Origin of the sequence: Amycolatopsis vastitatis (genome assembly GCF_002234595.1) — a bacterium.
GTDB lineage: Bacteria > Actinomycetota > Actinomycetes > Mycobacteriales > Pseudonocardiaceae > Amycolatopsis > Amycolatopsis vastitatis.
The window spans coordinates 150464-177408 of the sequence record NZ_NMUL01000042.1 but is presented as its reverse complement, the minus strand read 5'-3'; the positions used below and the strand labels follow the sequence as shown (position 1 = coordinate 177408).

At 70.4% G+C, this 26945-nt stretch carries 23 protein-coding genes; 14 read left to right on the top strand and 9 right to left on the bottom strand.

Annotated features, from left to right (window positions below):
• Positions 1–71: 71 nt before the first annotated feature.
• Both CF165_RS35965 and CF165_RS35960 read left to right on the top strand, forming a co-directional pair.
• Complete coding sequence (locus tag CF165_RS35965) at positions 72–1274, top strand: LCP family protein (RefSeq protein ID WP_093952041.1); 1203 nt, start codon at positions 72–74, stop codon at positions 1272–1274.
• Positions 1275–1315: 41 nt separating this feature from the next.
• A complete protein-coding gene (locus CF165_RS35960; RefSeq protein WP_093952105.1) occupies positions 1316–1867 on the top strand; it encodes a GNAT family N-acetyltransferase in 552 nt (183 codons plus the stop codon).
• On the opposite strand, the gene CF165_RS35955 is transcribed toward CF165_RS35960, so the two are convergent.
• The 4 genes from CF165_RS35955 to CF165_RS35940 all read right to left on the bottom strand — a co-directional run bounded on the left by CF165_RS35955 (position 1833) and on the right by CF165_RS35940 (position 6969).
• Entirely contained in the window at positions 1833–2294 is a 462-nt protein-coding gene (locus CF165_RS35955; protein WP_093952040.1) for a peroxiredoxin, read from the bottom strand. The two genes, CF165_RS35960 and CF165_RS35955, sit on opposite strands and share 35 nt — an antisense overlap.
• A 173-nt stretch (positions 2295–2467) precedes the next feature.
• Positions 2468–4285: a putative bifunctional diguanylate cyclase/phosphodiesterase gene (locus tag CF165_RS35950; RefSeq protein WP_093952039.1), complete on the bottom strand. Its 1818-nt coding sequence runs from the start codon at positions 4283–4285 to the stop codon at positions 2468–2470.
• A gap of 237 nt (positions 4286–4522) precedes the next feature.
• Positions 4523–5983, bottom strand: a complete 1461-nt coding sequence (locus CF165_RS35945; RefSeq protein WP_093952038.1) for a cytochrome P450 — start codon at positions 5981–5983, stop codon at positions 4523–4525.
• 17 nt (positions 5984–6000) lie between these two features.
• Complete coding sequence (locus CF165_RS35940) at positions 6001–6969, bottom strand: AraC family transcriptional regulator (protein WP_093952037.1); 969 nt, start codon at positions 6967–6969, stop codon at positions 6001–6003.
• A gap of 81 nt (positions 6970–7050) precedes the next feature.
• Here CF165_RS35940 and CF165_RS35935 point away from each other — a divergent pair, with 81 nt between their 5' ends.
• Both CF165_RS35935 and CF165_RS35930 read left to right on the top strand, forming a co-directional pair.
• Positions 7051–7455 (top strand): pyridoxamine 5'-phosphate oxidase family protein, encoded by a 405-nt coding sequence (locus CF165_RS35935; protein WP_093952104.1) that lies wholly within the window; start codon positions 7051–7053, stop codon positions 7453–7455.
• 18 nt (positions 7456–7473) lie between these two features.
• Positions 7474–7929: an NUDIX hydrolase gene (locus CF165_RS35930; protein ID WP_093952036.1), complete on the top strand. Its 456-nt coding sequence runs from the start codon at positions 7474–7476 to the stop codon at positions 7927–7929.
• 48 nt (positions 7930–7977) lie between these two features.
• Here CF165_RS35930 and CF165_RS35925 read toward each other — a convergent pair whose 3' ends face one another.
• The 4 genes from CF165_RS35925 to CF165_RS35910 all read right to left on the bottom strand — a co-directional run bounded on the left by CF165_RS35925 (position 7978) and on the right by CF165_RS35910 (position 13617).
• The gene (locus CF165_RS35925; protein ID WP_276209751.1) at positions 7978–9171 is read right to left on the bottom strand and encodes a ribonucleotide-diphosphate reductase subunit beta; all 1194 of its coding nucleotides are present in this window, start codon (positions 9169–9171) and stop codon (positions 7978–7980) included.
• A complete protein-coding gene (locus tag CF165_RS35920; protein ID WP_093952034.1) occupies positions 9068–11971 on the bottom strand; it encodes a ribonucleoside-diphosphate reductase subunit alpha in 2904 nt (967 codons plus the stop codon). Before CF165_RS35920 ends, CF165_RS35925 begins: the two co-directional genes overlap by 104 nt.
• 225 nt (positions 11972–12196) lie before the next feature.
• Positions 12197–12781, bottom strand: coding sequence for an acetoacetate decarboxylase family protein (locus tag CF165_RS35915; RefSeq protein ID WP_093952033.1), 585 nt, complete (start codon positions 12779–12781; stop codon positions 12197–12199).
• The gene (locus CF165_RS35910; RefSeq protein WP_093952032.1) at positions 12778–13617 is read right to left on the bottom strand and encodes an enoyl-CoA hydratase-related protein; all 840 of its coding nucleotides are present in this window, start codon (positions 13615–13617) and stop codon (positions 12778–12780) included. Before CF165_RS35910 ends, CF165_RS35915 begins: the two co-directional genes overlap by 4 nt.
• 140 nt (positions 13618–13757) lie before the next feature.
• Here CF165_RS35910 and CF165_RS35905 point away from each other — a divergent pair, with 140 nt between their 5' ends.
• From CF165_RS35905 to CF165_RS35860, 10 genes are all read left to right on the top strand, one after another.
• Positions 13758–14549 (top strand): TIGR03084 family metal-binding protein, encoded by a 792-nt coding sequence (locus CF165_RS35905; protein WP_093952031.1) that lies wholly within the window; start codon positions 13758–13760, stop codon positions 14547–14549.
• Positions 14546–16234: an acyclic terpene utilization AtuA family protein gene (locus CF165_RS35900; RefSeq protein ID WP_093952030.1), complete on the top strand. Its 1689-nt coding sequence runs from the start codon at positions 14546–14548 to the stop codon at positions 16232–16234. The genes CF165_RS35905 and CF165_RS35900 overlap by 4 nt, the downstream gene beginning before the upstream one ends.
• Positions 16231–17379, top strand: a complete 1149-nt coding sequence (locus CF165_RS35895) for an acyl-CoA dehydrogenase family protein (protein WP_093952029.1) — start codon at positions 16231–16233, stop codon at positions 17377–17379. Before CF165_RS35900 ends, CF165_RS35895 begins: the two co-directional genes overlap by 4 nt.
• A complete protein-coding gene (locus CF165_RS35890; RefSeq protein ID WP_205661059.1) occupies positions 17376–18974 on the top strand; it encodes an acyl-CoA carboxylase subunit beta in 1599 nt (532 codons plus the stop codon). Before CF165_RS35895 ends, CF165_RS35890 begins: the two co-directional genes overlap by 4 nt.
• Before the next feature lie 7 nt (positions 18975–18981).
• The gene (locus CF165_RS35885) at positions 18982–20931 is read left to right on the top strand and encodes an acetyl/propionyl/methylcrotonyl-CoA carboxylase subunit alpha (RefSeq protein ID WP_093952027.1); all 1950 of its coding nucleotides are present in this window, start codon (positions 18982–18984) and stop codon (positions 20929–20931) included.
• A complete protein-coding gene (locus CF165_RS35880; RefSeq protein WP_093952026.1) occupies positions 20928–22094 on the top strand; it encodes an acyl-CoA dehydrogenase family protein in 1167 nt (388 codons plus the stop codon). The genes CF165_RS35885 and CF165_RS35880 overlap by 4 nt, the downstream gene beginning before the upstream one ends.
• 10 nt (positions 22095–22104) lie before the next feature.
• Positions 22105–22704 (top strand): TetR/AcrR family transcriptional regulator, encoded by a 600-nt coding sequence (locus tag CF165_RS35875; RefSeq protein WP_093952025.1) that lies wholly within the window; start codon positions 22105–22107, stop codon positions 22702–22704.
• Between the two features lie 190 nt (positions 22705–22894).
• Positions 22895–23152, top strand: coding sequence for a hypothetical protein (locus CF165_RS35870; protein ID WP_093952024.1), 258 nt, complete (start codon positions 22895–22897; stop codon positions 23150–23152).
• Between the two features lie 89 nt (positions 23153–23241).
• The gene (gene murJ / locus CF165_RS35865) at positions 23242–25020 is read left to right on the top strand and encodes a murein biosynthesis integral membrane protein MurJ (protein ID WP_240521945.1); all 1779 of its coding nucleotides are present in this window, start codon (positions 23242–23244) and stop codon (positions 25018–25020) included.
• A gap of 130 nt (positions 25021–25150) precedes the next feature.
• Complete coding sequence (locus CF165_RS35860; protein ID WP_240521944.1) at positions 25151–25663, top strand: hypothetical protein; 513 nt, start codon at positions 25151–25153, stop codon at positions 25661–25663.
• 112 nt (positions 25664–25775) lie between these two features.
• On the opposite strand, the gene CF165_RS35855 is transcribed toward CF165_RS35860, so the two are convergent.
• Complete coding sequence (locus CF165_RS35855) at positions 25776–26735, bottom strand: chitinase (protein WP_205661058.1); 960 nt, start codon at positions 26733–26735, stop codon at positions 25776–25778.
• Between the last annotated feature and the right edge of the window lie 210 nt (positions 26736–26945).

The following is a 26945-nucleotide window of genomic DNA, read 5'->3' as shown; positions in this document are numbered from 1 at the left end:
TGCCGGACGTCCCTCTTTCGAGGACGTGCGGTTGACTGACGACGACACTTCGTCCGGATCGGGATTGGGTGATGGAGATGACGTACCGTGGCGACGACGGCGGGCGCCGCATGCCGCCCCGGCCTCCCGCGCGCCCCCGCGACCACCAGCGCGCGCAGATGATGCCGCTGCCGGGGCGCGGGCGCAGCCCGTACGACGAGCGCACCCGCCCGATGGGCGAGCCGGAACCGCAGCACGCGCCACCTCCGCCGCCGCGGCAGGACCCGCCCCGCCGTCCGGCCGAGGACGACTACCCGCCGTCCCGGCCGCCGCGCCGCCGCCGGTGGAGCGTCGGCAAGGTCCTGCTCACCCTGGCGCTGGTCTTCGTCGTGTTCCTCGCCGGCATCTGGGTCTACCTGGAGTTCTCGATCAAGCGCGTGGACGCGCTCGCCGACTACCCCGGCCGTCCGGTCGCCGAGTCCGGCACCAACTGGCTGATCGTCGGCTCGGACAGCCGCGAAGGCCTGACGGCGGAGGACGAGGAACGGCTCGCCACCGGTGACGTCGCCGCGGCGGGCGGCGGGCAGCGCACCGACACGATCATGGTCGCGCACCTCCCGGACAACAGCACGAAGCCGACGCTGCTGTCCCTGCCGCGCGACTCGCAGGTCAAGATCCCCGGCCACGGCACCAACAAGATCAACGCGGCGTTCTCGCTCGGCGGGCCGGCCCTGCTCGCGCAGACCGTCGAAGGCGCGACCGGGCTGCACATCGACCACTACGCGGAGATCGGCTTCGGCGGTTTCGCCAAGATCGTCGACGCGATCGGCGGGGTCGACATGTGCATCGACAAGGACATGGACGACACCGTGACCGGCATCAGCATCAAGGCGGGCTGCCAGTCGCTCGACGGCCGGTCGGCGCTGGGCTTCGTCCGGATGCGGCACAGCGCGGCGACGCCGCGGTCGGACCTCGACCGCATCGCCAACCAGCGCAAGTTCATCGGCGCGCTGGTCGGCCAGATCGCCAGCCCCGGCACGCTGCTCAACCCGTTCGACTTCTTCCCGCTGCTGTCCTCGGCGCCGGACGCGCTCACCATGGACTCGGGCGACCACGTGCACAACCTCGCCGGCCTCGCGATCGCCATGCGCGGGATTTCTTCCGGTGGCGTGGTGACGACGACGGTGCCGGTGACCAGCGGGTCGGCGGAGAACTGGGACAAGACCAAGTCGAAGCAGCTGTTCGACGCGCTGAAGAACGACAGCCCGGTCCCGGACAGCGTCATCGTCAATTAATTCGCGCGCGCCGAGGTCCCGGCCGGAGCACCATGGGACGCGTGGAAGTTCCGGCCGAGACCTACCGCGAAGGCGAATTCACCCTGGCCCGCTGGCAGTTCGCCGACGTGCCGGAGCTCGTCGCGGCGGTCATCGGGTCCCTCGAGCACATCGGCCCCTGGCTGATCTGGGCGACGGGCGGCTACACGACCGAGGACGGTGCCGAATTCCTGCGGCACAGCCGGGAGAACTGGCGGCGCGGGCAAACGTACGACTTCGCGCTCCATGTTGACGGCTCGATCGCGGGCGCCATCGGCCTGATGACGCGGGAAGGCGGCGTCGAGATCGGCTACTGGCTCGCCCGCGGCTTCACGGGCCGCGGCTTGATGACCCGCGCCGTCGCACTGCTGACGGCGGAGGCGTTCCGCCTCGGCGCCGGGTACGTCGAGATCAAGCACGACGAGCGGAACGTCCGAAGTGGAGCGGTGCCCGCCCGGCTCGGGTTCACGAAGGTGGGCGAGGCGCCCATGGAGCCGCCGTGGGCGCCCTCGTGCGCCGGCACCTACCACGTCTGGCGGCTCACGCCACCTTGTTCCGCTCCCGCAGCACCTTGAGCGCCTGGTCGGCGTGGACCGTGAAGTTCAGCTCGCTCTTGATCTTCTCGATGACCTTCCGGTCCTCGCCGATCACGAACGTGACGCGCTTGGCGTGCAGGGGCACGAGTTTCCGCCACACCCCGAACTGCTTGGCGACCTCACCCTCCACATCGGACAGCAGCGGGTAGTCGAAGCCGTTCGCCGCGGAGAAGGCGCGCTGCTTCGTGATCGCGTCCGGGCTGATGCCGACGCGGTGCGCGCCGACCTCGGCGAACTCCGCCGCCAGGTCGCGGAAGTGGCAGCTCTCCGCAGTGCAGCCGCCGGTCATCGCGGCCGGGTAGAAGAACAGCACGACCGGACCGGTGGCCAGGAAGTCCGACAGCGTGCGGTCGACCCCCTGGTCGTCGGGCAGGGTGAAGTCGGGGGCGAGGTCTCCGGCGTCCATGGACGTCCCTTCTCGTCGGCGGCAGAACCCATCTTGCCGGGTGTTCGGAGCCGCCGCGGCACCGGCTTGGTCAACATGCGCCCCAATGTGGCGTTCGGTGCGTCCAACGCACCCAATGTGGCGTTCGGTGCGTTGGACGCAACCAACGCCACATTGGGGCGTTTGGGGCCGGGTCAGCGGCGCGGGTGGCGGTTGATCAGCTCGTCGACCTCGTCGCCGGTGGCCGAGTCGCTCACGAACGGGCCGCGCGCCGCCACCACGCCCAGCTGGCGCAGCCGGGCCGCCTGCTCGTGCGTGCGGACGCCTTCCGCGCCGACCTTCAAGTGCAGCTCGTGGGCACGGGTGATCAGCTGCGTCAGGTGGCGGATCGCCGCGTCGGCCGGGGCGTCTGCGTCGAGCGCGTCGACCACCGGGCCCGACAGGATCACGTGCCGCACCGGGAGGCGGTGCATCGGGATCAGCTCCAGGTCCGCCGAGCCGGAGATCGTCAGCACCAGGTGCGCGCCGAGGTCGGCCAGCACGGCGAGGGAGTCCAGGACTTCGCCACGCGGGTCCAGCACGGAGTCGCGGTCGGTGCACAGCCGCAGCGCCCTCGCCGGCAGCTGGTGCTTGTCCAGCTGCTCCTTAACCAGCAGCACCAGGTCCGGGTCGATGGCCAGCCGCGCCGGCAGCCGGACGCAGACGTCCGGGGCGGCGTCGCCCAGCCGCGCCCGCCAGCGGGCGGTCGCCGCCAGCGACTCGGCGAGGAGCCAGCGGCCCAGCGGTACCGTCATCCCCGTGGTCTGCGCCAGCGGGTAGAACTCGTCGGCGCCGAGCTCGCCCTTCTCCGGGTGGTTCCACCGCAGCCCGGCGTTGACAGCGGCGAGCTCGTCGGGCCGGGCCAGCTTCACCGTGGGCTGGTAGACGAGCGAGAACTCGCCGTTCTCCAGCGCGCCGGCGATCACCGCGCCCAGCTGGTAGCGGCCGCGGTCGCGGGCGTCCAGCTCGGGGTCGAACAGCATCCACTGCGCCTTGCCGGCCTCCTTGGCCCGGTGCAGCGCGATCTCCGCCGCTCGCAGCAGTTCCGCGGCGCCGCCTTCGACGGCCGCGCGCACGACGATGCCCGCGCTCGCGCTGACGCCGATGCCGTGCCCGCCGAGGTAGATCGGCTCGTTGAGGTCCTCCAGCGCGCGTTCGACCAGCCCGACGACCTCGGTGGCCGCCAGCTCGCCCCGCAGCAGCACCGCGAAGCCGTCACCGGAGAGCCGGGCGACGAACCCGTCGTGGTGGCCGGTGAACACCGCCGACAGCTTGTTCGCGACCCCGCGCAGCACCTGGTCGCCGACGCCGGCGCCGAGGCCGTCGTTGATCACCTTGAAGCCGTCGACGTCGAGGTAGATCAGCGCGATGTCGTCGCGCGCGCCCGCCCCGAGCGCGGCTTCGAGCTTGGTGGTGAACGACGACGCGTTCGGCAGCCCGGTCAGCGGGTCGTGCACGTTCTGGTGCAGCAGCCGCTCCTGCAGCAGGTGCAGCTCGTTCGCGTCGGAGACCATCAGCACGGGGTAGACCGAGCCCGGCCGGTCACCCGGCAGCCGGGCGAGGGTGACGTCGGTCCAGAGCTGCCCGTCCTCGGTGTGGTCGAGCAGCATCCGCTCCTGGTAGCGCTCGCGCCCCGAACGCACCTGCTCCAGGCCCGCCTTCAGCCGCGAGACGTCGTGCTCGGTCGAGCCCAGGTCGGTGATGTGCCTGCCGCGCAACCGGTCCGGGGAACAGCCGAGCAGCTGCCCCAGCGCCAGGTTGGCTTCGACGATGCCGCCGTCCGGGTCGGCCAGCGCGATCCCCATCGGCGACGCGGCGTACAGCGCGGTGAACCGCAGCAGCGCGCCGTCGTGCCTCGAGGCGGCTTGGCCGACAGCGTCGTTCGCGACCTCCAGCAGGAGCGGTTCGAGCTCCTCCGGGGGAAGTGTTACTCCTTTGGTGTCGGCCAACGTCGCCGCCCACCGGCGCGCCACGTCCAGCAGTCCTGACGCGGCACCGGGCTCAGGCACACTCCACCTCTTCATGCACAGGTCAGGCCAGGTCGGACACGGTATCGGGGATCATGACGCCACACTAAGCACCCCTCGTCCGCGACCGATGCCACGCCATCATGCGCGTAACGGGGTGTCTACCGGCTGAACGAGTGAACGAATCTCCACATGCGGTAACTTTTCGTCACCGGTTGTATGCCGTGGTGGACAGCGCGGGGGTCAGCGCGGGGTCAGGCGGACCGGAAGACCGTCCGCCGGCACCGGCAGCGAGACGTAGTCCCAGCGCGCGGTGTAACTCTCCGGAACCGACCAGCGGTACGCCCGCAGCATTTCGTGCAAAAGCAACTTCACCTCGAGACTCCCGAAGTGCAGCCCGATGCACTTGTGCGCGCCGCCGCCGAAGGGCATCCACGCCATCCGGTGCGACTTGTCCTCGCGGCGCGGCTCGGCGAACCGTTCCGGGTCGAACGCGAAGGGGTTCGTCCAGCACTCCGGCGTGAAGTGGTTGACCGTGGGCGAGACGCCGACCAGGGTGCCCGCCGGGATGTAGTGGCCGAGCACTTCGGTGTCCTTGACGGTCTGGCGGGTCAGCGACGGCACCGGCGCCACCAGCCGCAGCGCTTCCTTCATCACGAGGTCGAGCGTTTCGAGCTTTTCGACGGCGTCGATGTCGAGGATGTCGTCGCCGAGGGCCAGGGACTCCTCGCGCGCGCGGTCCTGCCACTCCGGGTGCTTCGCCAGGTAGTACGCGATGGTGCTGGCGGTGATGGTCGTCGTGTCGTGGGCGGCCATCATCAGGAAGATCATGTGATTGACGATGTCGGCGTCGGAGAACCGGTCGCCCTCGGAGGTGGTGGCCTGGCACAGCGCGGCGAACAGGTCGCCGGAGCCCGAACGCCGTTTGGCGGGCAGGGTTTCGCCGAAGTAGCGCTCGAGGACCTTCCGGCCGTGCAGCCCGGCCGACCAGCGGCCACCCGGCACCGGGAAGCGCACGAAGGCGGTGCCGGCCCGCACGGAGCTGACGAACGCGCGGTTGATCCGGGCCGCGTCGCCGCCGCTGGGCATGCCCATGAACACGCGGGTCGCGACGTCGAGGGTCAGCTGCTTGAGCGCCCAGTACAGCCGGGGCCGTTCGCTGCCGCGCCATGCGGCGACGCCTTCGCGCAGCGCGGGGCCCATCTCGCCGACGTAGCCGGTCAGCCGCGGGCGGGTGAAGGCCTCCTGCATGATCCGCCGGTGCAGGTGGTGCTCGCCGAAGTCCATCAGCATCAGGCCGCGCTCGAAGAACTTCTCGATGAAGAACTTCCAGCCCTCCTGGGAGAACGCCTTGTCCTTGTTGACGAGCGCGATCTGGGTGGCTTCGGGCCCGGACAGCGCGACGATCCGGCGGCCGAACCCGCCGGTCCACGACACCGGGCCGTAGAGCTCGTACCGGCGGAGGCCGAACGCGGGGCCGAACCGCATCATTTCGAGCATGTGCCCGACCAACGGCGGTCCGTCGTCGCCGAGCACCGGTTTGAGGCCGCTGCCCGCGGGCGGCGTCGCGAGTTCCTTGACGGGCCAGCGGGACCGCAGCCAGCGCTCGTCGACTTTGTGCGGCAGGGGGAGCGCGGTCAGCGGCGGCACGCGTTCGCGCAGTGCTTCGGCGGCTCGGCCCACGGTGCCCGGCAAAGTGACCATCTCCCCGTCGAGATCGCTTACCCCTCCACGATGCACCCTTGTTGACGCCGTGACAACACCTCCGGGGCCGTCTTTTCGGGTGGTCTGCGCCGGAACTCGCTCGGAGTGACGCCGCGGACCCGCTTGAACGCCGCGCTGAAGCCGAACGGGTCGGCGTACCCCACGGCACGGGCCACCTCCGCGACGGTCGCGCCCGGCCGTTCGGCCAGGAGGTCCGCGGCGAGCGCCATGCGGCGGCGGGTCAGGTAGGTCAGCGGCGGTTCGCCGACCAGCTCGGCGAACCGCTTGGCCAGCGTGGACCGCGAGATGCCGACGCGGGCGGCCAGCGCCGCGACGGTCCAGGGCGCCGCCGGTTCGTCGTGCAGCAGGCGCAGGGCCGGCCCGGCCACCGGGTCGCGCTGGGCCGTCCACCAGGCCGGTGGCTCGCCGCCGGGCCGGTCGAACCAAGCGCGCAGGGTGCAGACGAGCATCCAGTCCAGGAGCCGGTCGAGGACCACCTGCTGGCCCGGGGCGTCCACGGCGACTTCGCCGGCGAGGTGGTCCAGGACGGCGTCCCCGGTGCCGCCGCCGTCGACGTGCAGCACGGCGGGCAGGGCGTCCAGCAGCGGGCGGCTGATCTCGCCGAGCACGGGGTAGGCGCCGACGATCAGGGTGGTCGGGCCGTCGCCGGTGTCGTGCCAGCCGCGCCGGTACCGGGTCCCGCCCAGTTCGGGGGCGGCGCAGTACTCGCCGCACGCGACCGGTTCGGCGCCGGTGCCGATCTCGTCGACGAAGGTGAACGTCCCCGGCCCGCGCACGACGACGGTGTCATAGGCGCGCAGCGGCTCGGGTTCGCCGTGTTCCGGGACGATCCAGCCGCCGCCGGAGAGCGCGGTGCACAGCGTCAGCGGTGCGCCGTCGACGAAGTGCAGGGAAAACGGCGGGGACAGGGCCGAACTGCCGAACAGCGAGCCGTGGGCCCGCACGCCGCGGAAGAGGTCGTCCACAGTCCCGAGGTTAGACGAATGGACAGGGATCCCGGGGTTTTACCCATGGGATCGTCCGTGCCCGCCGGGTTCAATCGGGACATGAACGCAGTGACTCCCGAAGATCTCGAGCTTCTCCGACGTCCCCTGCACGGCTTCCTGACCGTGTCCACCGGTGAGCCCCGCCCGGTGTGGTTCGAGGCGGCCGGCGACGGCACGATCCAGCTGTTCACCGAACCGGACGCCCTCAAGGTGCGCCGCGTCCGCCGGGACCCGCGGGCGTCGATCGTGGTCGCGGCGCCGGTGGGGGAGCGCGAACGCTGGGTGTCGGTCGCCGGCCGGGTTTCGCTCGAACCCGACGGCGCCCATGAGTTGGCGTCGCGCTTGGCGTCGCGGTACTGGGACCTCGACGACCCGGCTCGCGCCGCCGATCTCGAGGCGATCCTGAAGACGGACCAGGTGCGCCTGGTGATTCACCCGGAAACCGTGCGGCGTTACGCCTATTGACCCCGGAAGAATGCGGGGATGGCCGAGCTTCCCTTGCGTGACCGGGCGGGCAATGTGCTGCTGGCCGTGCGCCGCGTGGCCGAAAGCGACCTGCCTCCGGTGCCCGCCTCGCTGGTCGTGGTCGTCCACGCCGGCGCCGTCCTGATGATGTTCGACAGGCACCGCGAGCAATGGGAACTCCCCGGCGGGATACGGGAACCGGGGGAAACCGCCCGCGAGACCGCGGCCCGCGAACTCGCCGAGGAGACCGGCATCGACGACGTGGTGCTGACCTTCGCCGTCGTCGCGGAGTTCGACCTGACCCGTCCGGTGCGCCGGGAACTACTCGCCATCTACCGGACTGAGCTCGCCACCGCGCCCCGGCTGACGCTCAGCGAGGAAGGGCTCGGCTTCCGGTGGTGGTCACCGCGCGAGCCCGTCGACCCGGACATGAGCCCGCTCGACGCCGAGATCGCCGCGCGGGCGACGACGTGAAACGGCCCCGCCCCGGGCGAACCGGGGCGGGGCCGTCGTCGAAGGACGTCAGTCCCAGTCGAGGGCGCCGCCCGACTGGTATTCGATGACGCGGGTCTCGAAGAAGTTCTTCTCCTTCTTCAGGTCCATCGCCTCGGACATCCACGGGAACGGGTTCTCGGTCTCGCCGAAGATCGGCTGGAGGCCGATCTGCTGCGCGCGGCGGTCGGTGATGAAGTGCATGTACTGCTCGCACAGCTGCGCCGACAGGCCGAGCATGCCGCGCGGCATCGTGTCGCGCGCGTACTTGACCTCGAGCTCGCACGCCTCCTTCAGCATCCCGCGCACCTCGGCCTGGAACTCTTCGGTCCACAGGTGCGGGTTCTCGATCTTGATCTGGTTGATGCAGTCGATGCCGAAGTTCAGGTGGATCGACTCGTCGCGCAGGATGTACTGGTACTGCTCGGCGATGCCGACCATCTTGTTCCGGCGGCCCAGTGACAGGATCTGCGCGAAGCCGGTGTAGAACCACATGCCCTCGAAGATCACGTAGAACGCGACGAGGTCACGCAGGAACGCCTGGTCGGCCTCCGGCGTCCCGGTCTCGAAGTCCGGGTTCTCCAGGTTCTGCGTGTACTTCAGCGCCCACGCGTCCTTGTCCGAAATGGACGGAACCTCGCGGTACATGTTGAACAGCTCGCCCTCGACCAGGCCGAGGCTCTCGCAGATGTACTGGAAGGTGTGCGTGTGCACGGCCTCCTCGAACGCCTGGCGCAGCAGGTACTGGCGGCACTCGGGGTTGGTGATCTGCCGGTACACCGCGAGCACGATGTTGTTGGCCACCAAAGACTCCGCGGTCGCGAAGAAGCCCAGGTTGCGCTTGAGCATCTGCCGCTCGTCCTCGGTGAGGCCGTCCGGGGACTTCCACAGCGCGATGTCGGCCTGCATGGCGACCTCGGTCGGCATCCAGTGGTTGTTGCAGCCGGCCAGGTACTTCTCCCACGCCCACTTGTACTTCATGGGCAGCAGCTGGTTGACGTCGGCGCGCGCGTTGATCATGCGCTTGTCGTCGACGTTGATCCGGGCGGCGCCGACCTCGATCTCCCCGAGGCCGGTCGCGTCCGTCGTCTCCACGTTGGTCATCTGTGCAGGGGTTCCTTTACTGGCAGGCTTCGCAGTCGGGGTCGTCGATGCGGCAGGCGGCGCCTTCGGTGGCCACGAAGTCGACGTCCGGCTCCGGCTTCGGCGAAGGCGCGGGAGCAGGAGCAGGCGCCGGCGTGGGGGCCGGAGCCGGAGCCGCCGCGGCGGGAGCCGGGGTGGCCGAGACGGCGTTCAGCTTGCCGTCGGTGCCGCGCAGGGTGCTCTTCTCCACGTGCGTCGCGGACTGCGCCCGCAGGTAGTACGTGGTCTTGAGGCCCTTGTGCCACGCGTAGCGGTAGAGCTGGTCGAGCTTGCGGCCGCTCGGCGCCGCGATGTACAGGTTCAGCGACTGCGCCTGGTCGATCCACTTCTGGCGCACCGAACCGGCGTCGACGATCCACTTCGACTCGATCTCGAACGCCGTCGCGTACAGCGCCTTCAGATCGTCCGGGACGCGGTCGATCTGCCCGAGGCTGCCGTCGAAGTACTTGAGATCGCTGACCATGACCTCGTCCCACAGGCCGCGGGCCTTGAGGCTCTTGACCAGGTGCGGGTTGACGACGGTGAAGTCGCCGGACATGTTCGACTTGACGAACAGGTTCTGGAACAGCGGCTCGATCGACTGCCCGACGCCGGAGATGTTGGAGATCGTCGCGGTTGGCGCGATCGCCATCACGTTGGAGTTGCGCATCCCGACGGTCTTCACGCGCTCGCGCAGCGGCGCCCAGTCCAAAGTGGACGAGGTGTCGACGTCAAGGCCGTCACCCTGGCGGGCGTCGATGAGCAGCTGCATCGAGTCGATCGGCAGGATGCCCTTGCTCCACAGCGAGCCCTCGAACGACTGGTACTGCCCGCGCTCCTCGGCGAGGTCGGTCGACGCCGAGATCGCGTAGTAGGAGAGGTGCTCCATGGAGACGTCGGCGAACTTCACGGCCTCTTCGGAGGCGAACGGGACGCCGATTTCGAACAGCGCGTCCTGGAAGCCCATGATGCCCAGGCCGACCGGGCGGTGGCGCAGGTTGGAGCGGCGCGCCTCCGGGATCGTGTAGAAGTTGATGTCGATCACGTTGTCCAGCATGCGGACGGCGGTGCGCACGGTCTTCTCGAGGCGCTTCGTGTCCAGGCCCTCGGGGGTGACGTGCTTGAGCAGGTTCACCGAGCCGAGGTTGCAGACCGCGACCTCGTCGACGGTGGTGTTCAGCGTGATTTCGGTGCACAGGTTGGACGAGTGCACGACGCCGACGTGCTGCTGCGGCGAGCGCAGGTTGCACGGGTCCTTGAAGGTGATCCACGGGTGACCGGTCTCGAACAGCATGGTCAGCATGCGGCGCCACAGGTCGACGGCGCGAATCCGGCGGAAGACCTTGATCTCGCCGCGGTCGGCCATCGCCTCGTACTCGCGGTAGCGGGCGGAGAACTCGTTGCCGTAGAGGTCGTGCAGGTCCGGGGTCTCGTTCGGCGAGAACAGCGTCCACTGCGCGTCGGCCTCGACGCGGCGGAGGAACTCGTCCGGCACCCAGTTCGCGGTGTTCATGTCGTGGGTGCGGCGGCGGTCGTCACCGGTGTTCTTGCGCAGGTCGAGGAACTCCTCGATGTCGACGTGCCACGTCTCGAGGTACGCGCAGGCCGCGCCCTTGCGCTTGCCGCCCTGGTTGACCGCGACGGCGGTGTCGTTGGCGATCTTGAGGAACGGCACGACGCCCTGCGACTGGCCGTTGGTGCCCTTGATGTGCGCGCCGAGGCCGCGGACCGGGGTCCAGTCGTTGCCGAGGCCGCCCGAGTACTTCGCCAGCAGCGCGTTGTTCTTGTACGCCTGGAAGATCGAGTCCAGGTCGTCGTCCACCGTGGTCAGGAAGCAGGACGACAGCTGCGGGCGCGTGGTGCCCGAGTTGAACAGCGTCGGGGTGGACGCCATGAAGTGGAAGCTCGAGAGCAGCTCGTAGAACTCGATGGCGCGGGCTTCGCGGTCGTCCTCGCGGATCGCCAGGCCCATGGCGACGCGCATGAAGAACGCCTGCGGCAGCTCGAAGCGGGTGCCGTCGTGGTGCTGGAAGTACCGGTCGTAGAGCGTCTGCAGGCCGAGGAAGCCGAAGTCGAGGTCGCGCTCGGGCCGGATCGCCGCGGTGATCTTGTCCAGGTCGAAGCGCTGCAGCTCGGCGTCGACCAGTTCCAGCTCGATCGCGCGGCGCAGGTAGGCGCGGAAGTACGCGGGGTACTCGCCGGCCATCTCGTCCTGGCTGGCCAGGCGCGGGGTGCCGGCGAGGTAGCTCAGCGCTTCGCCGCGGAGCTTGTCCAGCAGCAGGCGGGCGGAGACGTACGAGTAGTTCGGCTCCTGCTCGACCAGCACGCGGGCGGCCAGGACCTGGGCGAGGGCGAGTTCCTCGGCGCTGATGCCGTCGTAGAGGTTGCGCTTGGCCTCGGCCAGCACCGGCTCGGCGGTGACGTCGTCGAGACCGGCGACGGCCTCGCCCACGACGTGGGACACGCGGGCCCAGTCGAGCGGGCGCAGGACGCCGTCGGTGCCCTTGACGTTGAGGGTGGCCTCGGTGGTGGCGGGCTTGGCGGCCTCGCGGGCCTTGCTGCGCTCCTCGCGGTAGAGGACGTAGGCGCGCGCGACCTTGTGGTGCTCGCCGCGCATGAGCGCGAGTTCGACGATGTCCTGGATCTGCTCGATGTGCAGGGCCGTCTCGGGGCCGGCGTGGCGCAGCAGGGTGGTCTCCACCTGCTGGGTCAGCTCGGCGACGACGTGGTGCACGCGGGAGGACGCGGCGGCGTCGCCGCCCTCGACCGCGAGGAACGCCTTCGTCAGCGCGACCGAGATCTTGCCGGCGTCGAACGGCGACACGCTGCCGTCCCGCCGGATGACCCGGATCGCGGTGGGGGTGTCGGCGGCGGAGGGCCGCTGACCGGTTTCGACTGACATGCGTGTCTCCAAGTTTTCGGGCGCGTTCGATCGCCACACGGCGTCATGAGGCCGTGCGCTGCGGTTTCTTGAAAGCTGCCCGGCCGCCCTCTGCAGCGGTCTCCCCGTCGCTGGGGGCTGCCGGTTCCCAGAGACTACATGTTGGGGTCGGGATGCGCGCGGGACCCCAGATGGCGTGTCGCGAGTTCACTCTGGCGGGGTTGCGTGATCACCCAGAGGTGCTGCTCAGGCGCCGAATTCCAGCTCCGCGCCGGGCAGGGCGAGGCTCACGAACGGGCGTCGGCCGGCCAGGTAGCCGAGCGGACCGGCGGCGTTGATCGTCCAGTCGGCCGCGGCGAGCCGGGGTCCGATCTTCGCGCGCACGGGCGTCCTGACCGGGGTGCCGCCGCGGTCCTGGAGGACGTCGAACCGGGTGGGAAGCGCGAGCCGCGGGCCCGGTCTCGGCGTGAAGGCCGCGGTCGCGATCCAGCCGTCGCCGGTCGCCGCGGTGAAGGTGCGATCGGTGAACCGAAGGTCGGCGAGGTCCTTCGGGATGGCCCACAGTTCGCGGCCGCCGGCGAGGGAGACTTCGGAGTCGACCCAGATCCGCGTGATCGTGCACGTGGTGCGCTTCCCGCGGACCGGGACGGCGGCGAGCAGCTCGTGGTAGCTGAGCTGCCCGGGCTCGCGGTAGGCGATCCAGGCGGTGAACACGGTGGTGTGCCCGGCGACGGACAGGGCGCCCGGGTGCACCTCCCGGGCGGGCACGCGCCAGATCGACAGGTGGGCGTCGGCGGTCAGGTGCCAGGGCTGTGGCGGGTACGAGGTCATTTCTCCAGCCAGGGGAGGTAGCCGGGCAGGTCCTTGTCGACGCGCATGCCGAACGCGGGCGGCCGTTTCTGCAGGAACGACATGACCCCTTCGACGGCGTCGGGGTTCGCGCCGAGCCCGCCGATCAGCTTCGAGTCGAGGTCGTGCACCGGGAACGGCGACTCGGCGCTCGCCATCCGGTAGAGCAGCTGCCGGGTGACCGCGACGGACACCGGCGCGGTCGTCGCGACGATCTCCCCGGCGAGTTCGTACGCGGCGTCCAGCACGGTCCCGGCGGGCAGCACCTTGTGCACCAGGCCTTTTTCGAGGGCCTCGGCCGCGGTGAACACGCGGCCGCTGATCATCCAGTCGAGTGCGGTGCCCATGCCGACGAGCCGGGGGAGGAACCAGGCCGACGCGCCTTCGGGGTAGATGCCGCGGCGGGTGAAGACGAAGCCGAAGCGCGAGTCTTCCGAGGCGAGCCGGTAGTCGCAGGAGAGCGTGATGGTGACCCCGCCGCCGACGGCCGCGCCGTGCAGGGCGGCGATCACCGGCTTGTTCATCGTGAAGATCCGCTTCGAGCACCGGCCGGCGGGTTCCTGCCACGCCGCGTCCGGGCCGGTCGCGGGATCGAAGTCGAAACCGCCCTGCGACAGGTCGGCGCCGACGCAGAAGTCCCGGCCCGCGCCGGTCAGGACGACCACGCGGACGTCCTCGTCGCGGTCGGCGCGGTCCATCGCCGCGCCGAGCTCGTCGGCCATCCGGATCGTGTAGCCGTTGCGCGCCTCGGGGCGGTTCAGCGTGACCGTGGCGATCCGGTCCGCGACGGCGTAGGTGATCTCGGCGTAGTCGGCCATGCGACGAAGTTATTGCAGGAGAGCACTACTGGCAAGATGTCAATAGTGGGTCCGCAGCGTCCGGAGTAAAACAATCAGGCGTGCTTGATTTTTCTGCCGACCGGTGCGACGCTGGGAAGCAGGACGCAAGGAGGCGACGGATGGCGGATCTCGGCGTGATCCTCGGGGATCTCGACGCGGAGACACGGACGATCGACGACGTGGTGGCGGACCTGCCGGCGTCCGGCTGGGCGCGGGAGACACCGGCCGCGGGGTGGACGATCGCGCACCAGATCGCGCACCTGGCCTGGACCGACCGCAAGGCCCTGATCGCCGCGGCGCACCCGGAAGACTGGCAGGCCGAGGTCGAGGAGCTGCTCAAGGCGGGGGAGACCTACGTCGACGAGGGTGCCGCCGCCGGGGCGCAGCGGCCGCCGGGGGAGATCCTCGAAGACTGGCGTTCCGGGCGTGCGGCGCTGGCCGAAGCGCTCGCCGCGGTGCCGGACGGGCAGAAGCTGCCCTGGTACGGGCCGCCGATGAGCGCGGCCTCGATGGCGACCGCGCGGATGATGGAGACCTGGGCCCACGGCCAGGACATCTTCGACGCCCTCGGCCTGACCCGCGAGCCGACCGCGCGGCTGTGGCACCTCGCCCGCTTCGGCGTCCGCACCCGCGACTTCGCCTACAAGGTCCACTCGCTCGCCCCGCCTGCCGAGGAGTTCCGCGTCGAGCTGACCGCGCCGGACGGCTCCACCTGGGCGTTCGGCTCCGAGGACGCCGAGCAGAAGCTGACCGGCAGCGCGCTGGACTTCTGCCTCGTCGTCACGCAACGGCGGCACCCGGCGGACACCGGGCTCGTCGCCCACGGCGCCGACGTCGAGGAGTGGCTCGGCATCGCGCAGGCGTTCGCGGGGCCGCCTGGCACCGGCCGGAAGCCGGGACAGTTCGCATGACCTACCGGATCGGCAACGCGTCCGGGTTCTACGGCGACCGGTTCTCCGCGGTGCGCGAGATGCTCACCGGCGGCCCTCTCGACGTCCTGACCGGCGACTACCTCGCCGAGCTGACCATGCTCATCCTCGGCCGCGACCGGATGAAGGACGCCACCCGCGGCTACGCCAAGACGTTCCTCCGGCAGATGGAGGAGAACCTCGGCCTGGCACGGGAAAAGGGCGTCAAGATCGTCACCAACGCGGGCGGCCTCAACCCGGCCGGGCTCGCCGACGCTCTCCGCGAGCTGGCCGACCGTCTCGGTCTCGACGTCAAGATCGCGCACGTCGAGGGTGACGACCTGGTCGGTCGCGCAGAGGAGCTGCAGCTCGGGAAACCTTTGACCGCCAACGCTTATCTGGGCGCGTGGGGAATCGCCGAGTGCCTGAACGCCGGGGCGGACGTCGTCGTCACCGGGCGCGTGACCGACGCCTCGGTCATCGTCGGCCCGGCCGCCGTGCACTACGGCTGGGCCCGTGACGACTTCGACGCCTTGGCCGGTGCGGTCGCCGCGGGGCACGTCATCGAGTGCGGTGCCCAGGCCACCGGCGGAAACTACGCCTTCTTCACCGAGCATTCCCTGGGCGTGCCGGGCTTCCCGATCGCCGAGATCGAGGCCGACGGCTCGAGCGTCATCACCAAGCACCCGGGCACCGGCGGCGTGGTCAACGCCGGCACGGTCACCGCCCAGCTGCTGTACGAGATCACCGGCGCGCGGTACGCCGGGCCGGACGTGACGACCCGGTTCGACACGCTGTCACTGGCGGAAGACGGTCCGGACCGCGTCCGCATCTCCGGTGTCCGCGGCGAAGCCCCGCCGCCGACGCTGAAGGTCGCCCTGAACACCCTCGGCGGGTTCCGCAACGAGACGACCTTCGTCCTCACCGGACTCGACATCGAGGCGAAAGCCGCGCTGGTGCGCGAACAACTCGAAGCGTCCATGAGGGACCGGCCACCCGCCGACGTCCGCTGGACCCTCGCCCGCACCGACCACCCGGACGCCGAGACCGAGCAGACCGCGAGCGCACTGCTGCACGTCGCCGTCAAGGACGCCGACCCCAAGGTCGCGGGCCGGGCGTTCACCGGCGCGGCCGTCGAACTCGCGCTGGCCAGCTACCCCGGCTTCCACGTCACCGCGCCGCCGTCGGACGCCTCGCCGTACGGCGTCTACACCGCGGCCTTTGTGGACGCCGGACAGGTCCCGCACGTGGCCGTGCTGCCGGACGGGATGCGTGTCGAAATAGCACCTTCGTTGTCCACTCGGGAATTGTCCGAAGTGGACGAACCGGCGTTGCCCGAGCCCCTGGACCACGGTTCGGTGCGGCGGGTGCCCCTGGGCACGATCGCCGGGGCCCGCAGCGGCGACAAGGGCGGCAACGCCAATCTCGGCGTCTGGGTGCGGTCGGAAGAGGCGTGGCGCTGGCTGGTCCACCGGCTGACCGTCGCCGAATTCAAGCTGCTGCTGCCCGAGACCGCCGCCCTGCCGGTGACGCGCTACCTGCTGCCGAACCTGTGGGCGATGAACTTCGTCGTCGAAGGCATCCTCGGCGAGGGCGTCGCGTCGCAGGCGCGGTTCGACCCGCAGGCCAAGGCGCTCGGCGAGTGGCTGCGGTCGCGGGAGATCGACGTCCCGGAGGTTCTCCTGTGACCGATCCCTTCCGCACGCCCGAGCGAACCGAGCTGCGCGAGACCGTGCGGAAGTTCGTCGAGCAGGAGGTCCTGCCGCACCTCGACGACTGGGAGCGCGCCGGCGAGCTGCCCCGGGAGCTGCACCGCAAGGCCGGCGAACTGGGCCTGCTCGGCGTCGCCTTCCCCGAGGAGATCGGCGGCGGAGACGGCAACTACCTCGATGCTTTGGTCGTCGCCGAGGAGATGCACTACGCGGGTGGCTCCGGCGGGCTCTTCGCGTCGCTGTTCACCTGCGGCATCGCCGTCCCGCACATCGCCGAGGCGGGCGACCCGGTGCAGATCGAACGCTGGGTGCGCCCGACGCTGAACGGCGACAAGATCGGCTCCCTGGCCGTGACCGAGCCGGACGGCGGCTCGGACGTCGCCGGGATCCGGACCACCGCCGTCCGCGAGGGCGACGAGTACGTTGTCAACGGCGCCAAGACGTTCATCACCTCCGGCTGCCGCGCGGACTTCGTGACGACGGTGGTGCGCACCGGCGGTGACGGCGCACAGGGGCTGTCGCTGATCGTGGTCGAGCGCGGGACGCCGGGCTTCACCGTGTCCCGCAAGCTGGAGAAGATGGGCTGGCTCTGCTCCGACACGGCCGAACTGTCCTACGTGGACGTCCGGGTACCGGTGGAGAACCTCGTCGGCGCCGAGAACAGCGGGTTCGCCCAGGTGGCCACCCAGTTCGTCACCGAACGGCTTTCGCTGGCCGTGCAGGCGTACGCGCACGCGCAGCGGGCACTGGATCTGACACTGGACTGGTGCCGGCTGCGCGAGACGTTCGGCCGTCCGCTTATCTCGCGCCAGGTCGTCCAGCACAAGCTGACGGAGATGGCGCGCCGCGTGGACGTGGCCCGCACCTACACCCGGCAGACCGCGATCCGGCACGTGTCGGGCGAAGAAGTCGTCGCCGAAGCCTGTTTCGCCAAGAACACCGCCGTCGAAGCCGCCGAGTGGGTGGTCAACGAGGCCGTCCAGCTGCACGGCGGGCTCGGCTACATGCGCGAGTCCGAAGTGGAACGCCACTACCGCGACGTCCGGATCCTCGGCATCGGCGGCGGCACCACCGAGATCCTCACCGGCCTGGCCGCGAAGCGATTGGGATACACCTCGTGACTGCTCTGAGGTCCACAGTGGACACGCGGGACGCCGGGTTCGGCGCGAACCGCGAGGCGATGCTGGAGAAGCTCGCCGAGATCGACGCCGAGCACGCCAAAGCCGTCGCCGGCGGCGGCGAGAAGTACGTCGAGCGCCACCGCAAGCGCGGCAAGCTGCTCGCGCGGGAACGGATCGAGCTGCTGCTCGACCCGGACTCGCCGTTCCTGGAGCTGTCGCCGCTGGCCGCCTGGGGCACCGACTACCGCGTCGGCGCGAGCCTGGTGACCGGCATCGGCGTCGTCGAAGGCGTCGAGTGCCTGATCTCGGCCAGCGACCCGACGGTCAAGGGCGGCGCGAGCAACCCGTGGACGACGAAAAAAAGCTTCCGGGCGGCGGACATCGCCGCGCAGAACCGGCTGCCGACGATCAACCTCGTCGAATCCGGCGGCGCGGACCTGCCGACGCAGAAGGAGATCTTCATCCCGGGTGGCCGGATCTTCCGTGACATCACGCGGGCGTCGGCCGCGGGCTGCCCGACGATCGCCCTGGTCTTCGGCAACTCGACCGCCGGTGGCGCGTACCTGCCGGGCATGTCGGACTACGTCGTGATGGTGAAGGAGCGCGCCAAGGTGTTCCTCGGCGGGCCGCCGCTGGTCAAGATGGCCACCGGCGAGGAGTCCGACGACGAGTCGCTCGGCGGTGCCGAGATGCACGCGCGCACGTCGGGTCTGGCCGACTACCTGGCCGCCGACGAGCAGGACGCGATCCGGCTGGGCCGGAACATCGTCAAGCGGCTCAACTGGACCAAGCAGGGGCCATCGCCCAAGCCGGCCTACGACGAACCGCTGTACGACGCCGAGGACCTGCTCGGCATCGTCCCGGCCGACCTCAAGGTGCCCTTCGACCCGCGCGAGGTCATCGCCCGCGTCGTCGACGGCTCAGACTTCGACGAGTTCAAGCCGCTGTACGGCTCTTCGCTCGTGACGGGCTGGGCGAGCATCCACGGTTATCCGGTCGGTGTCCTGGCCAACGCCCAGGGCGTGCTGTTCGGCGAGGAATCGCAGAAGGCCGCGCAGTTCATCCAGCTGGCCAACCAGATCCACACCCCGCTCGTCTTCCTGCACAACACGACCGGGTACATGGTCGGCAAGGAGTACGAGCAGAGCGGCATCATCAAGCACGGGGCGATGATGATCAACGCCGTGTCGAACTCGAAGGTGCCGCACCTGTCCGTCCTCATGGGAGCGTCCTACGGCGCCGGGCACTACGGGATGTGCGGCCGTGCCTTCGATCCGCGCTTCCTGTTCGCCTGGCCCAGTGCGAAGTCCGCGGTGATGGGCCCGGCCCAGCTGGCCGGTGTGCTGTCCATCGTGGCCCGCGCGGCCGCCGAGAGCCGCGGCCAGGAGTACAACGAGGAGCACGACAAGGCCATGCGCGCCATGGTGGAGGGCCAGATCGAAGCCGAGTCGATGCCGATGTTCCTCTCCGGCATGCTCTACGACGACGGCATCATCGACCCGCGCGACACCCGGACGGTGCTCGGGCTGAGCCTGTCCGCGATCCACAATGGACCAGTGAAGGGCGCCGACGGCTTCGGCGTCTTCCGGATGTGAGGGCGCTGTGATCCAGAACCTGCTGGTCGCCAACCGCGGCGAGATCGCCCGCCGCGTCTTCCGGACCTGCCGCGACGCCGGGATCGGCACCGTCGCGGTGTTCTCCGACGCCGATGCCGCCGCCCCGCACGCGGTCGAAGCCGACGCGGCCGTGCGGCTGCCCGGCAACGCGCCGTCCGAGACGTACCTGCGAGCCGAGCTGCTGGTCAAGGCGGCGGCCGAGACCGGCGCGGACGCCGTCCACCCCGGCTACGGCTTCCTGTCCGAGAACGCGGCGTTCGCGCGGGCCGTCCTCGACGCCGGGCTCACCTGGGTCGGGCCACCGCCGGAAGCCATCGAGACCATGGGCTCCAAAGTGGAGTCCAAGCGGCTGATGGCCGCCGCGGGTGTCCCCGTGCTGTCCGAACTGGACCCCGCTTCGGTGACGTCCGACGACCTGCCCTTGCTGGTCAAGGCCTCCGCGGGCGGTGGCGGCCGCGGGATGCGCGTGGTCCGGTCCCTCGGCGAACTGGCCGAAGCGGTGGAAGGCGCCAGTGCCGAGGCCGGGTCCGCGTTCGGCGACCCGACCGTCTTCTGCGAGCGCTACCTGGAGACCGGACGCCACATCGAGGTCCAGGTGCTCGCCGATCGGCACGGCACGGTGTGGGCGGTGGGCGAGCGGGAGTGCTCGATCCAGCGTCGCCACCAGAAGGTCGTCGAGGAAGCGCCGTCGCCGTTCGTCGACGCGGCCATGCGCGAGGAACTGTTCGAGGCCGCGCGCAAGGCCGCCAAGGCGATCGACTACGTCGGCGCGGGCACGGTCGAGTTCCTCGCCGGACCGGACGGCCGGTTCTACTTCCTCGAGATGAACACCCGGCTGCAGGTCGAGCACCCGGTCACCGAGAACGTCACCGGCCTCGACCTGGTCGCGTTGCAGCTGCGGATCGCCGAGGGGGAGCGCCTCCCGGCCGGCCCGCCACCCACGGCCGGCCACTCCATCGAGGTCCGGCTCTACGCCGAAGACCCGGCGGCGGGCTGGCAGCCGCAGAGCGGCACGCTCCACACCTTCGAAGTGCCCGATGTGGACCGTACGTTCACGCACGGCCCGGGCCTGCGGCTCGACTCGGGCTTCGAGAGCGGCTCCGTGGTCGGCGTCCACTACGACCCGATGCTGGCCAAGGTGATCACCTGGGCCCCGACCCGCGCCGAAGCCGCCCGGCGGCTCGCCAAGGCGCTGGCCGGCGCCAAGATCCACGGCGTCGTCACGAACCGCGATCTCCTGGTGAACATCCTCCGCCACGAAGCCTTCCTCGCGGGTGAGACGGACACGGCCTTCTTCGACCGCCACGGTCTCGACACGTTGGCCGCGCCACTGGCCACTGAAGACACCGAGCGGCTGTCCGCCCTGGCCGCGGCGCTGGCGGACGCGGCGGGCAACCGGGCGTCCGCGACGACGCAGGGACGGCTGCCCAGCGGCTGGCGCAACGTGCGCTCGGCCGGTCAGCGCAAGGTCTTCACGGTCGCGGACCGCGAGCACGAAGTGGTCTACTCGCTGACCCGGGACGGCCTTCGCGCCGACGGGTTCGGCGCCGAGCTGGTCTCCGCCGAGCCGGGCCGGGTGGTGCTGGAAGTCGCCGGGGTGCGGCGCACCTTCGAGGTCGCGCGCCACGATGGTGTGTCCTATGTGGACTCCGCGCTCGGTTCGGTCGCGCTGACGGCGGCGCCGCGGTTCGCCGACCCGGACGCGGCGCTGGCCGCCGGGTCGCTGGTCGCGCCGATGCCGGGCACCGTCGTCCGGCTCGCGGTCCAAGCCGGGAACACCGTGAAGGCCGGTGACCCGCTGCTGTGGCTCGAAGCGATGAAGATGGAACACCGGATCGCCGCCCCTGCCGACGGCGTGGTGACCGAGCTGCCGGTGACCGTGGGCCAACAGGTCGAAGTGGGCACGATCTTAGCTGTGGTGGGAGACGAAGCATGAACGCCATGAACTTCATCGAGCCGGAAGAGCGGATCGCGCTCCGGAAGGCCGTCGCCGAACTGGGTGCGAAGTACGGCCACGAGTACTACGCGCGCAAGGCCCGCGCGGACGAGAAGACCCACGAGCTGTGGGACGAGGCCGGCCGGCTGGGCTACCTCGGCGTCAACATCCCCGAGGAGTACGGCGGCGGGGGCGCGGGCATCGCCGACCTGGCCGCGGTGCTCGAAGAGCTGGCCGCCGCGGGCTCGCCGTTGCTGCTGATGGTCGTCTCGCCGGCGATCTGCGGGACGGTGATCTCGCGGTTCGGCACGGAGGAGCAGAAGAAGCAGTGGCTGCCCGGCATCGCCGACGGCAGCAAGCGGATGGTCTTCGCGATCACCGAGCCGGACGCCGGGTCGAACTCGCACCGGATCACGACCACCGCGCGCCGGGACGCCGGCGGCTGGGTCCTCAACGGACGCAAGGTGTACATCTCCGGCGTCGACGAGGCGGACGCCGTGCTCGTCGTCGGCCGCACCGAGGACGCGAAGACCGGCAAGCTCAAGCCCGCGCTGTTCATCCTGCCGACGGGCACCCCTGGCTTCGAGTACACGAAGATCCCGATGGACGTCGTCGCGCCGGAAAACCAGTTCTCCCTGTTCCTCGACGACGTCCACCTGCCCGCGGAAGCCCTGGTCGGCGAGGAGGACGCGGCGATCGCGCAGCTGTTCGCCGGCCTCAACCCGGAACGCATCATGGGCGCGTCGTTCTCGCTCGGCATCGCGCGGTACGCGCTGGCCAAGGCCGTCGGCTACGCCAACCAGCGGCAGGTCTGGGGTGTCCCGATCGGCACGCACCAGGGTCTCGCCCACCCGCTCGCCGAGATCAAGATCGAGCTGGAGCTGGCGAAGCTGATGACGCAGAAAGCGGCGTCGCTCTACGACTCCGGCGACGACTTCGCGGCAGGGGAGTCGGCCAACATGGCCAAGTACGCGGCCGCCGAGGTCGCGATCCGCGCGACCGACCAGGCCGTGCAGACCCACGGCGGCAACGGCCTGGCCACCGAGTACGGCCTCGGCACCCTGGTGACGGCGGTCCGGCTCGGCCGGATCGCCCCGGTCAGCCGCGAGATGGTGCTCAACTTCGTCGGCCAGCACAGCCTCGGCCTGCCCAAGTCCTATTAGGAGTGTCCGCTTGACCGGCGTCCGCGAACCCCAGCAGGAGCGCAGCCGCACGACCCGGCGGCGGTTGATCGAGGCCGCGCTCGACAGCTTCGGTGAGCGCGGCTGGCACAGCGTCACGGTGGCCGGGATCGCCGAACGCGCCGGCGTCTCGCGCGGCGCGGCCCAGCACCACTTCCCGGCCCGGGAGGACCTGGTGGTCGCCGCGGTCGACCTGCTCGGGCAGGCCCAGATCGACGAGCTGCGGGCCCAGGCCGCCGACCTGCCGAGCGGGGCGTCCCGCATCGAGCGCGTCGTGGAGATGGTGCTGAACCTCTACACCGGACCGCTGTTCCGCGCCGCCCTGCAGCTGTGGGCGTTCGCGGCGACCGACGACGCCCTGCGGGACGTGCTGGTGCCCCTGGAAGCCCGGGTCGGGCGCGAGGCGCACCGGGTGACGGTGGAGCTGCTCGGCGTCGACGAGTCCCGGCCGGGGGTGCGGGAGCTGGTCCAGGCCACCCTCGACCTGGGCCGCGGCCTCGGCCTGGCCAACCTCCTGACGGACGACACCCGCAGGCGGCGGCAGATCGTCCGCGAATGGGCGCGGACGCTGGAGCTCCGGCTGGCCGGGTAGGAGCCGGTCAGCTCCACAGATGACGAACCCAGACCTCGGCCCCAAAGTACCGGCGCCCGCCGCGCCGGAGACTGCTGCCCGCCGCGACGGAACCTCCGGTGCGGCCGAAACGTCATAGTGCCGTAAGTAACACAATCGGCCCAACGGGCGAATGACTCGTTGTAGTGGTTTCGCACAGGAAGGCAGTCCGGTGTCCGGTTCAGGAGTCGAGCTCACCCACCGCGCGATGGCGATGCTGAGGGCGGTGGCCGACGGTCGCGCGCAGATGTCGTGCAGCTGCGAGCCCGACCTCTTCGTCGACGGATTCGCCTGCTGCGATCAGATGACCGCGCACGCCCTCGCCCGCGGCGGCTACCTCCGGCCCGCCGCCGGAAACGCCACCGGGCGCGTCCCCGCCGAGCTGACCGAGGCGGGCCGTGCCGCGCTCGCGGTCACCGCCGCCGCCTGAGGCGCGTCACGCAGCGTCGCGGGCGTCGCTCGCTCGTTCGATCGCGAAAGAGGTCCCGCGCGGGCCCCTGAGCTGGCAGTCTTGTCCTCATGGCGGAGCACCCCCCAGTGGACGACGAGGCGACCGTCTTCCTCCCCAGCGAGCTGCGCGGCCCGCACTGGCCGACCCGTGACCTCGACGTCTCCCGGCGGCCGTACGACGAGTTCGCCACCCAGATCGTCGCGCGGCCGCCCGCTTCGCCGGTCAGCGCCGGACGCGGTGAGGGCGCCGGCTCGTCGCTGGCGCGCTCCAGCGGCCGGATGGCGGTCGCCTCGGCCGTCAGCCGCGTCACCGGGTTCGTGGCGAAGCTGCTGCTGGCCGCGGTGGTCGGGACCAGGGTCGTCAACGACTCCTTCACCGTCGCGAACACCCTGCCCAACATCGTGTTCGAACTGCTCTTCGGCGGCGTCCTCGCCAGCGTGGTGGTGCCGCTGCTGGTCCGCTCCCAGGACGACCCGGACGGCGGCCGCGCCTACACGCAGCGGCTCATCACGATGGGACTCGTGCTGCTGGTCGTCGGCACGATCGTCGCGGTGGCGATCGCCCCGGTGTTCACCGCGCTCTACGTCGACAAATCGTCTCCGACGGCCAACCCCGGGCTGACCACGGCGCTGGCGTACCTGCTGCTGCCGCAGATCCTGTTCTACGGCCTGTTCGCACTGCTGTCGGCGATCCTCAACGCCCAGAACGTCTTCGGCCCGCCGGCCTGGGCGCCGGTGCTCAACAACGTCGTCGTCACCGGCACGCTGGTCGTGTTCGCGGTGGTGCCGGGCGAGCTGAGCCTCGATCCGGCCCGGATGAGCGACCCGAAACTGCTCGTGCTCGGCCTCGGCACCACGCTCGGCATCGTCGCGCAGGCGCTCGTGCTGATCCCGGCGTTGCTGCGCACCGGGTTCCGGTTCCGCTGGCGCTGGGGGTTCGACCCGCGGATCAAGGAGTTCGGCGGGCTCGCCGCGTGGATCCTCGGCTACGTCGTGGTGAGCCACGTCGGGTTCGTCATCACCACCCGCGTGCTGACCGGCGGCACCAGCGGCGGTGTCACGGCCTACAGCTACGCGTCCCTGCTCTTCCAGCTGCCGTACGGCATCCTCGGCGTCTCGCTGCTGACCGCGCTGATGCCCCGGATGAGCCGCGCCGCCGCGGACGGCGACACCGTGTCGCTGGTCGGCGACCTGTCGCTCGCGTCCCGCATGTCGACGGTGCTCTTCGTGCCCATCTCGGCGGTGCTGGCCGTGGTCGGCACGCCGGTCGGCATCGCGATCTTCACCTGGGGCCGCGGCACCCTGGACGACGCCGAGCGGCTCGGCCAGACCCTGGCCGTCTCCGCTGTCGGGCTGCTGCCGTTCGCGCTGGTCATGTTGCAGCTGCGGGTGTTCTACGCGATGAAGGACGCCCGCACGCCCACGCTGATCATGGTCGTCATGACCGCGGTGAAGATCCCGCTGCTGCTGCTCTGCCGCGGGCTGCTCGACGGCGAGCACATCGTCTACGGCGTGATGCTCGTGAACGGCGCCGGGTTCGTGGTCGGCGCCGTGCTCGGCCAGGTCTGGCTGTGGGTCCGGCTCGGGCACCTGCGCAGCAAGCGGTCCCTGCGGGTCGGCCTGATCACCCTGTCGGTGAGCGGGCTCGGCGTGGTGGCCGCCGTGCTCGCCGGGTACGCCGTCCCAGCGTCGCTCGGGACGATCCCGGCCGCCTGGGTGAAACTGCCGGTCCAGGGGCTGCTCGGGATGGCCGTTCCCTTCGGGTTGCTGGCGGTGCTGAAGCTCCCGGAGTTCACGCCGGTGACCCGCCGGGTGGCCGGCTTGCGCCGGCGGTTCGCGGCTCGTTGACCACTACGGCCGAGAACGCGATCCGGTTGTCTCGGAACGATAACAAGACCGCTGCGATCAGCGCGTTTACAATTCCGGCTGCGGTTCCTAATATCCACCCGAATCAGCACTGGGGTGGTGGAGGTCGTTCATGGCGCGCAAGGCGCGTAGACGGGACCGGGTCACGGTCGACGAACTGCTGCGCGAAGCGGGGGCGCGGCCGCGCAAACCCGGCTCGCGCTCGGCCGAAGCGGCGGCTCGCCGCGGGCCCGAGCCCGAGCCGCGCGGGTCGGCGGCCCGGTTCGCCTTGGCGTCGGCGGTGATCGTGGTCCTGGGCGGGCTGGTGGTGATCCTGGCGACGCGGGCGGACCCGGTGCCGGGGTCGACGCAGTTCCCGCAGCTGCAACCGGCCACGGCCGTCGTGTCGTCGACCGCGATCGCCGCGCCGCCCACGGAGACGACGACGCCGTCCGCGGTGGTGATGCACGCGCGCAAGACGCCGACCCCGACGCCCACGGTGACGGTGGAGCTGCCGCCGCCTCCGCCGAACACGACGCCGAAGAGCACGCCGCCGCGGTACCCGTCCTATCCGCCCTACCCGGGCTATTACGGGTGCTCCCCGTACGGCTGCCCCGGGTACGCCTACGGGCAGCCGGTGCGCTGACGGTGTTTCCCGGTCAGCGGAACCGCTTTCCGGTGAGTGAACCCCGCGAAGGCCCTCTCACCGACCCCGATGCCGGTGAGAGGGCCTCCGACAGCCCCACTACGGGCCTGTGTCAGCCGGTGTAGCCGGCGACGATCTTGGTGAACGCGTACTTGCTCTGGCTGATGCCGCTGCATTCGCCGCCGCCGCTGCAGTCGCGGTTCGTGGCCCAGAAGGTGAACCGGGCCAGGTGGTGGCTCGTCGCGTAGCTGCGGATGGTGGTGAAGTTCGCGACGGTGACCGTCTCGCCCGCGTTGTCGGTCTTGCCGTTCATCGAGGAGAGGCCGCTGTGCCGGTAGGCGGTGTCGTCGCTCCAGCCGAAGGTGGTCTTGAGCTGGTTCTTCAGCCCGTCGACCGCGGACTTCGTGTGCGCGGCCATGTCACCGCCGCTGGAGAAGTCGAACGGCATGACCGACCAGACGTCGACGTTCGCGCCGATCGCCTTGGCCTGGTTGATCAGCCGCTTGCCCCAGGTGTTCGGGCCGGTGGTCTCGGTGCCGATGGTGATCACCACGCGCAGGTTCGGGTTCTTCTGCTTGGTGAGCTTGACGGCGTTGAGGATGCGGTCCTGCACCGTGTTGTTTTCGAACTCGTCGGTGTTCTCGATGTCGAGGTCGATCGCCTTGAGGCCGTAGGCGTCGATCACCTTCTGGTAGGCACCTGCCAGCGCCGAAGCCGACGTGCACTTCGAGCCCAGCTTCGTGCCGGACCAGCCGCCGAAGGACGGGATCACGTCCCCGCCCGCGTTGCGGATGTTCTGGATCATCGTCTTGTCCGAGCCGGTCAGCGAACGGCTGCCGTCCCACTTCGGGTTGCAGCCGCCGTCCGACAGCACGAACGCCAACGTAAACGCTTTCACGCCGGTCGCGGACATCGCCGCGGTCGGGCTGGTCTGCCCGCCCCACTGGTACAGGTACGGGGACGCGAGCACCGGGTCCACCGCGGCCATGGCCTGCGGGGCGAGACCGATCGCCGTCGCCATCGAGGCCGAAGCCGCGACCGCGAGGGTGAGCAGACGGCGCACTGATTTCATGGGGGTCCTCCAGACGTGCAGGGTGGAGCACCTCCGGTTTGAGGCGGCGGGATCAACCCGGGAGGAGTGCTGTGTGCCACCACACAGTGGACTAGACCAATATTGGGTGTCAACCCTTCTTCGGTCGGAAAATGACCCACGGTGCCCCCGGTTCGCCGCGATGTGAAATTCCCCTGAAGGCGGAGTGACAGGAACCCGTATACCGGCTAC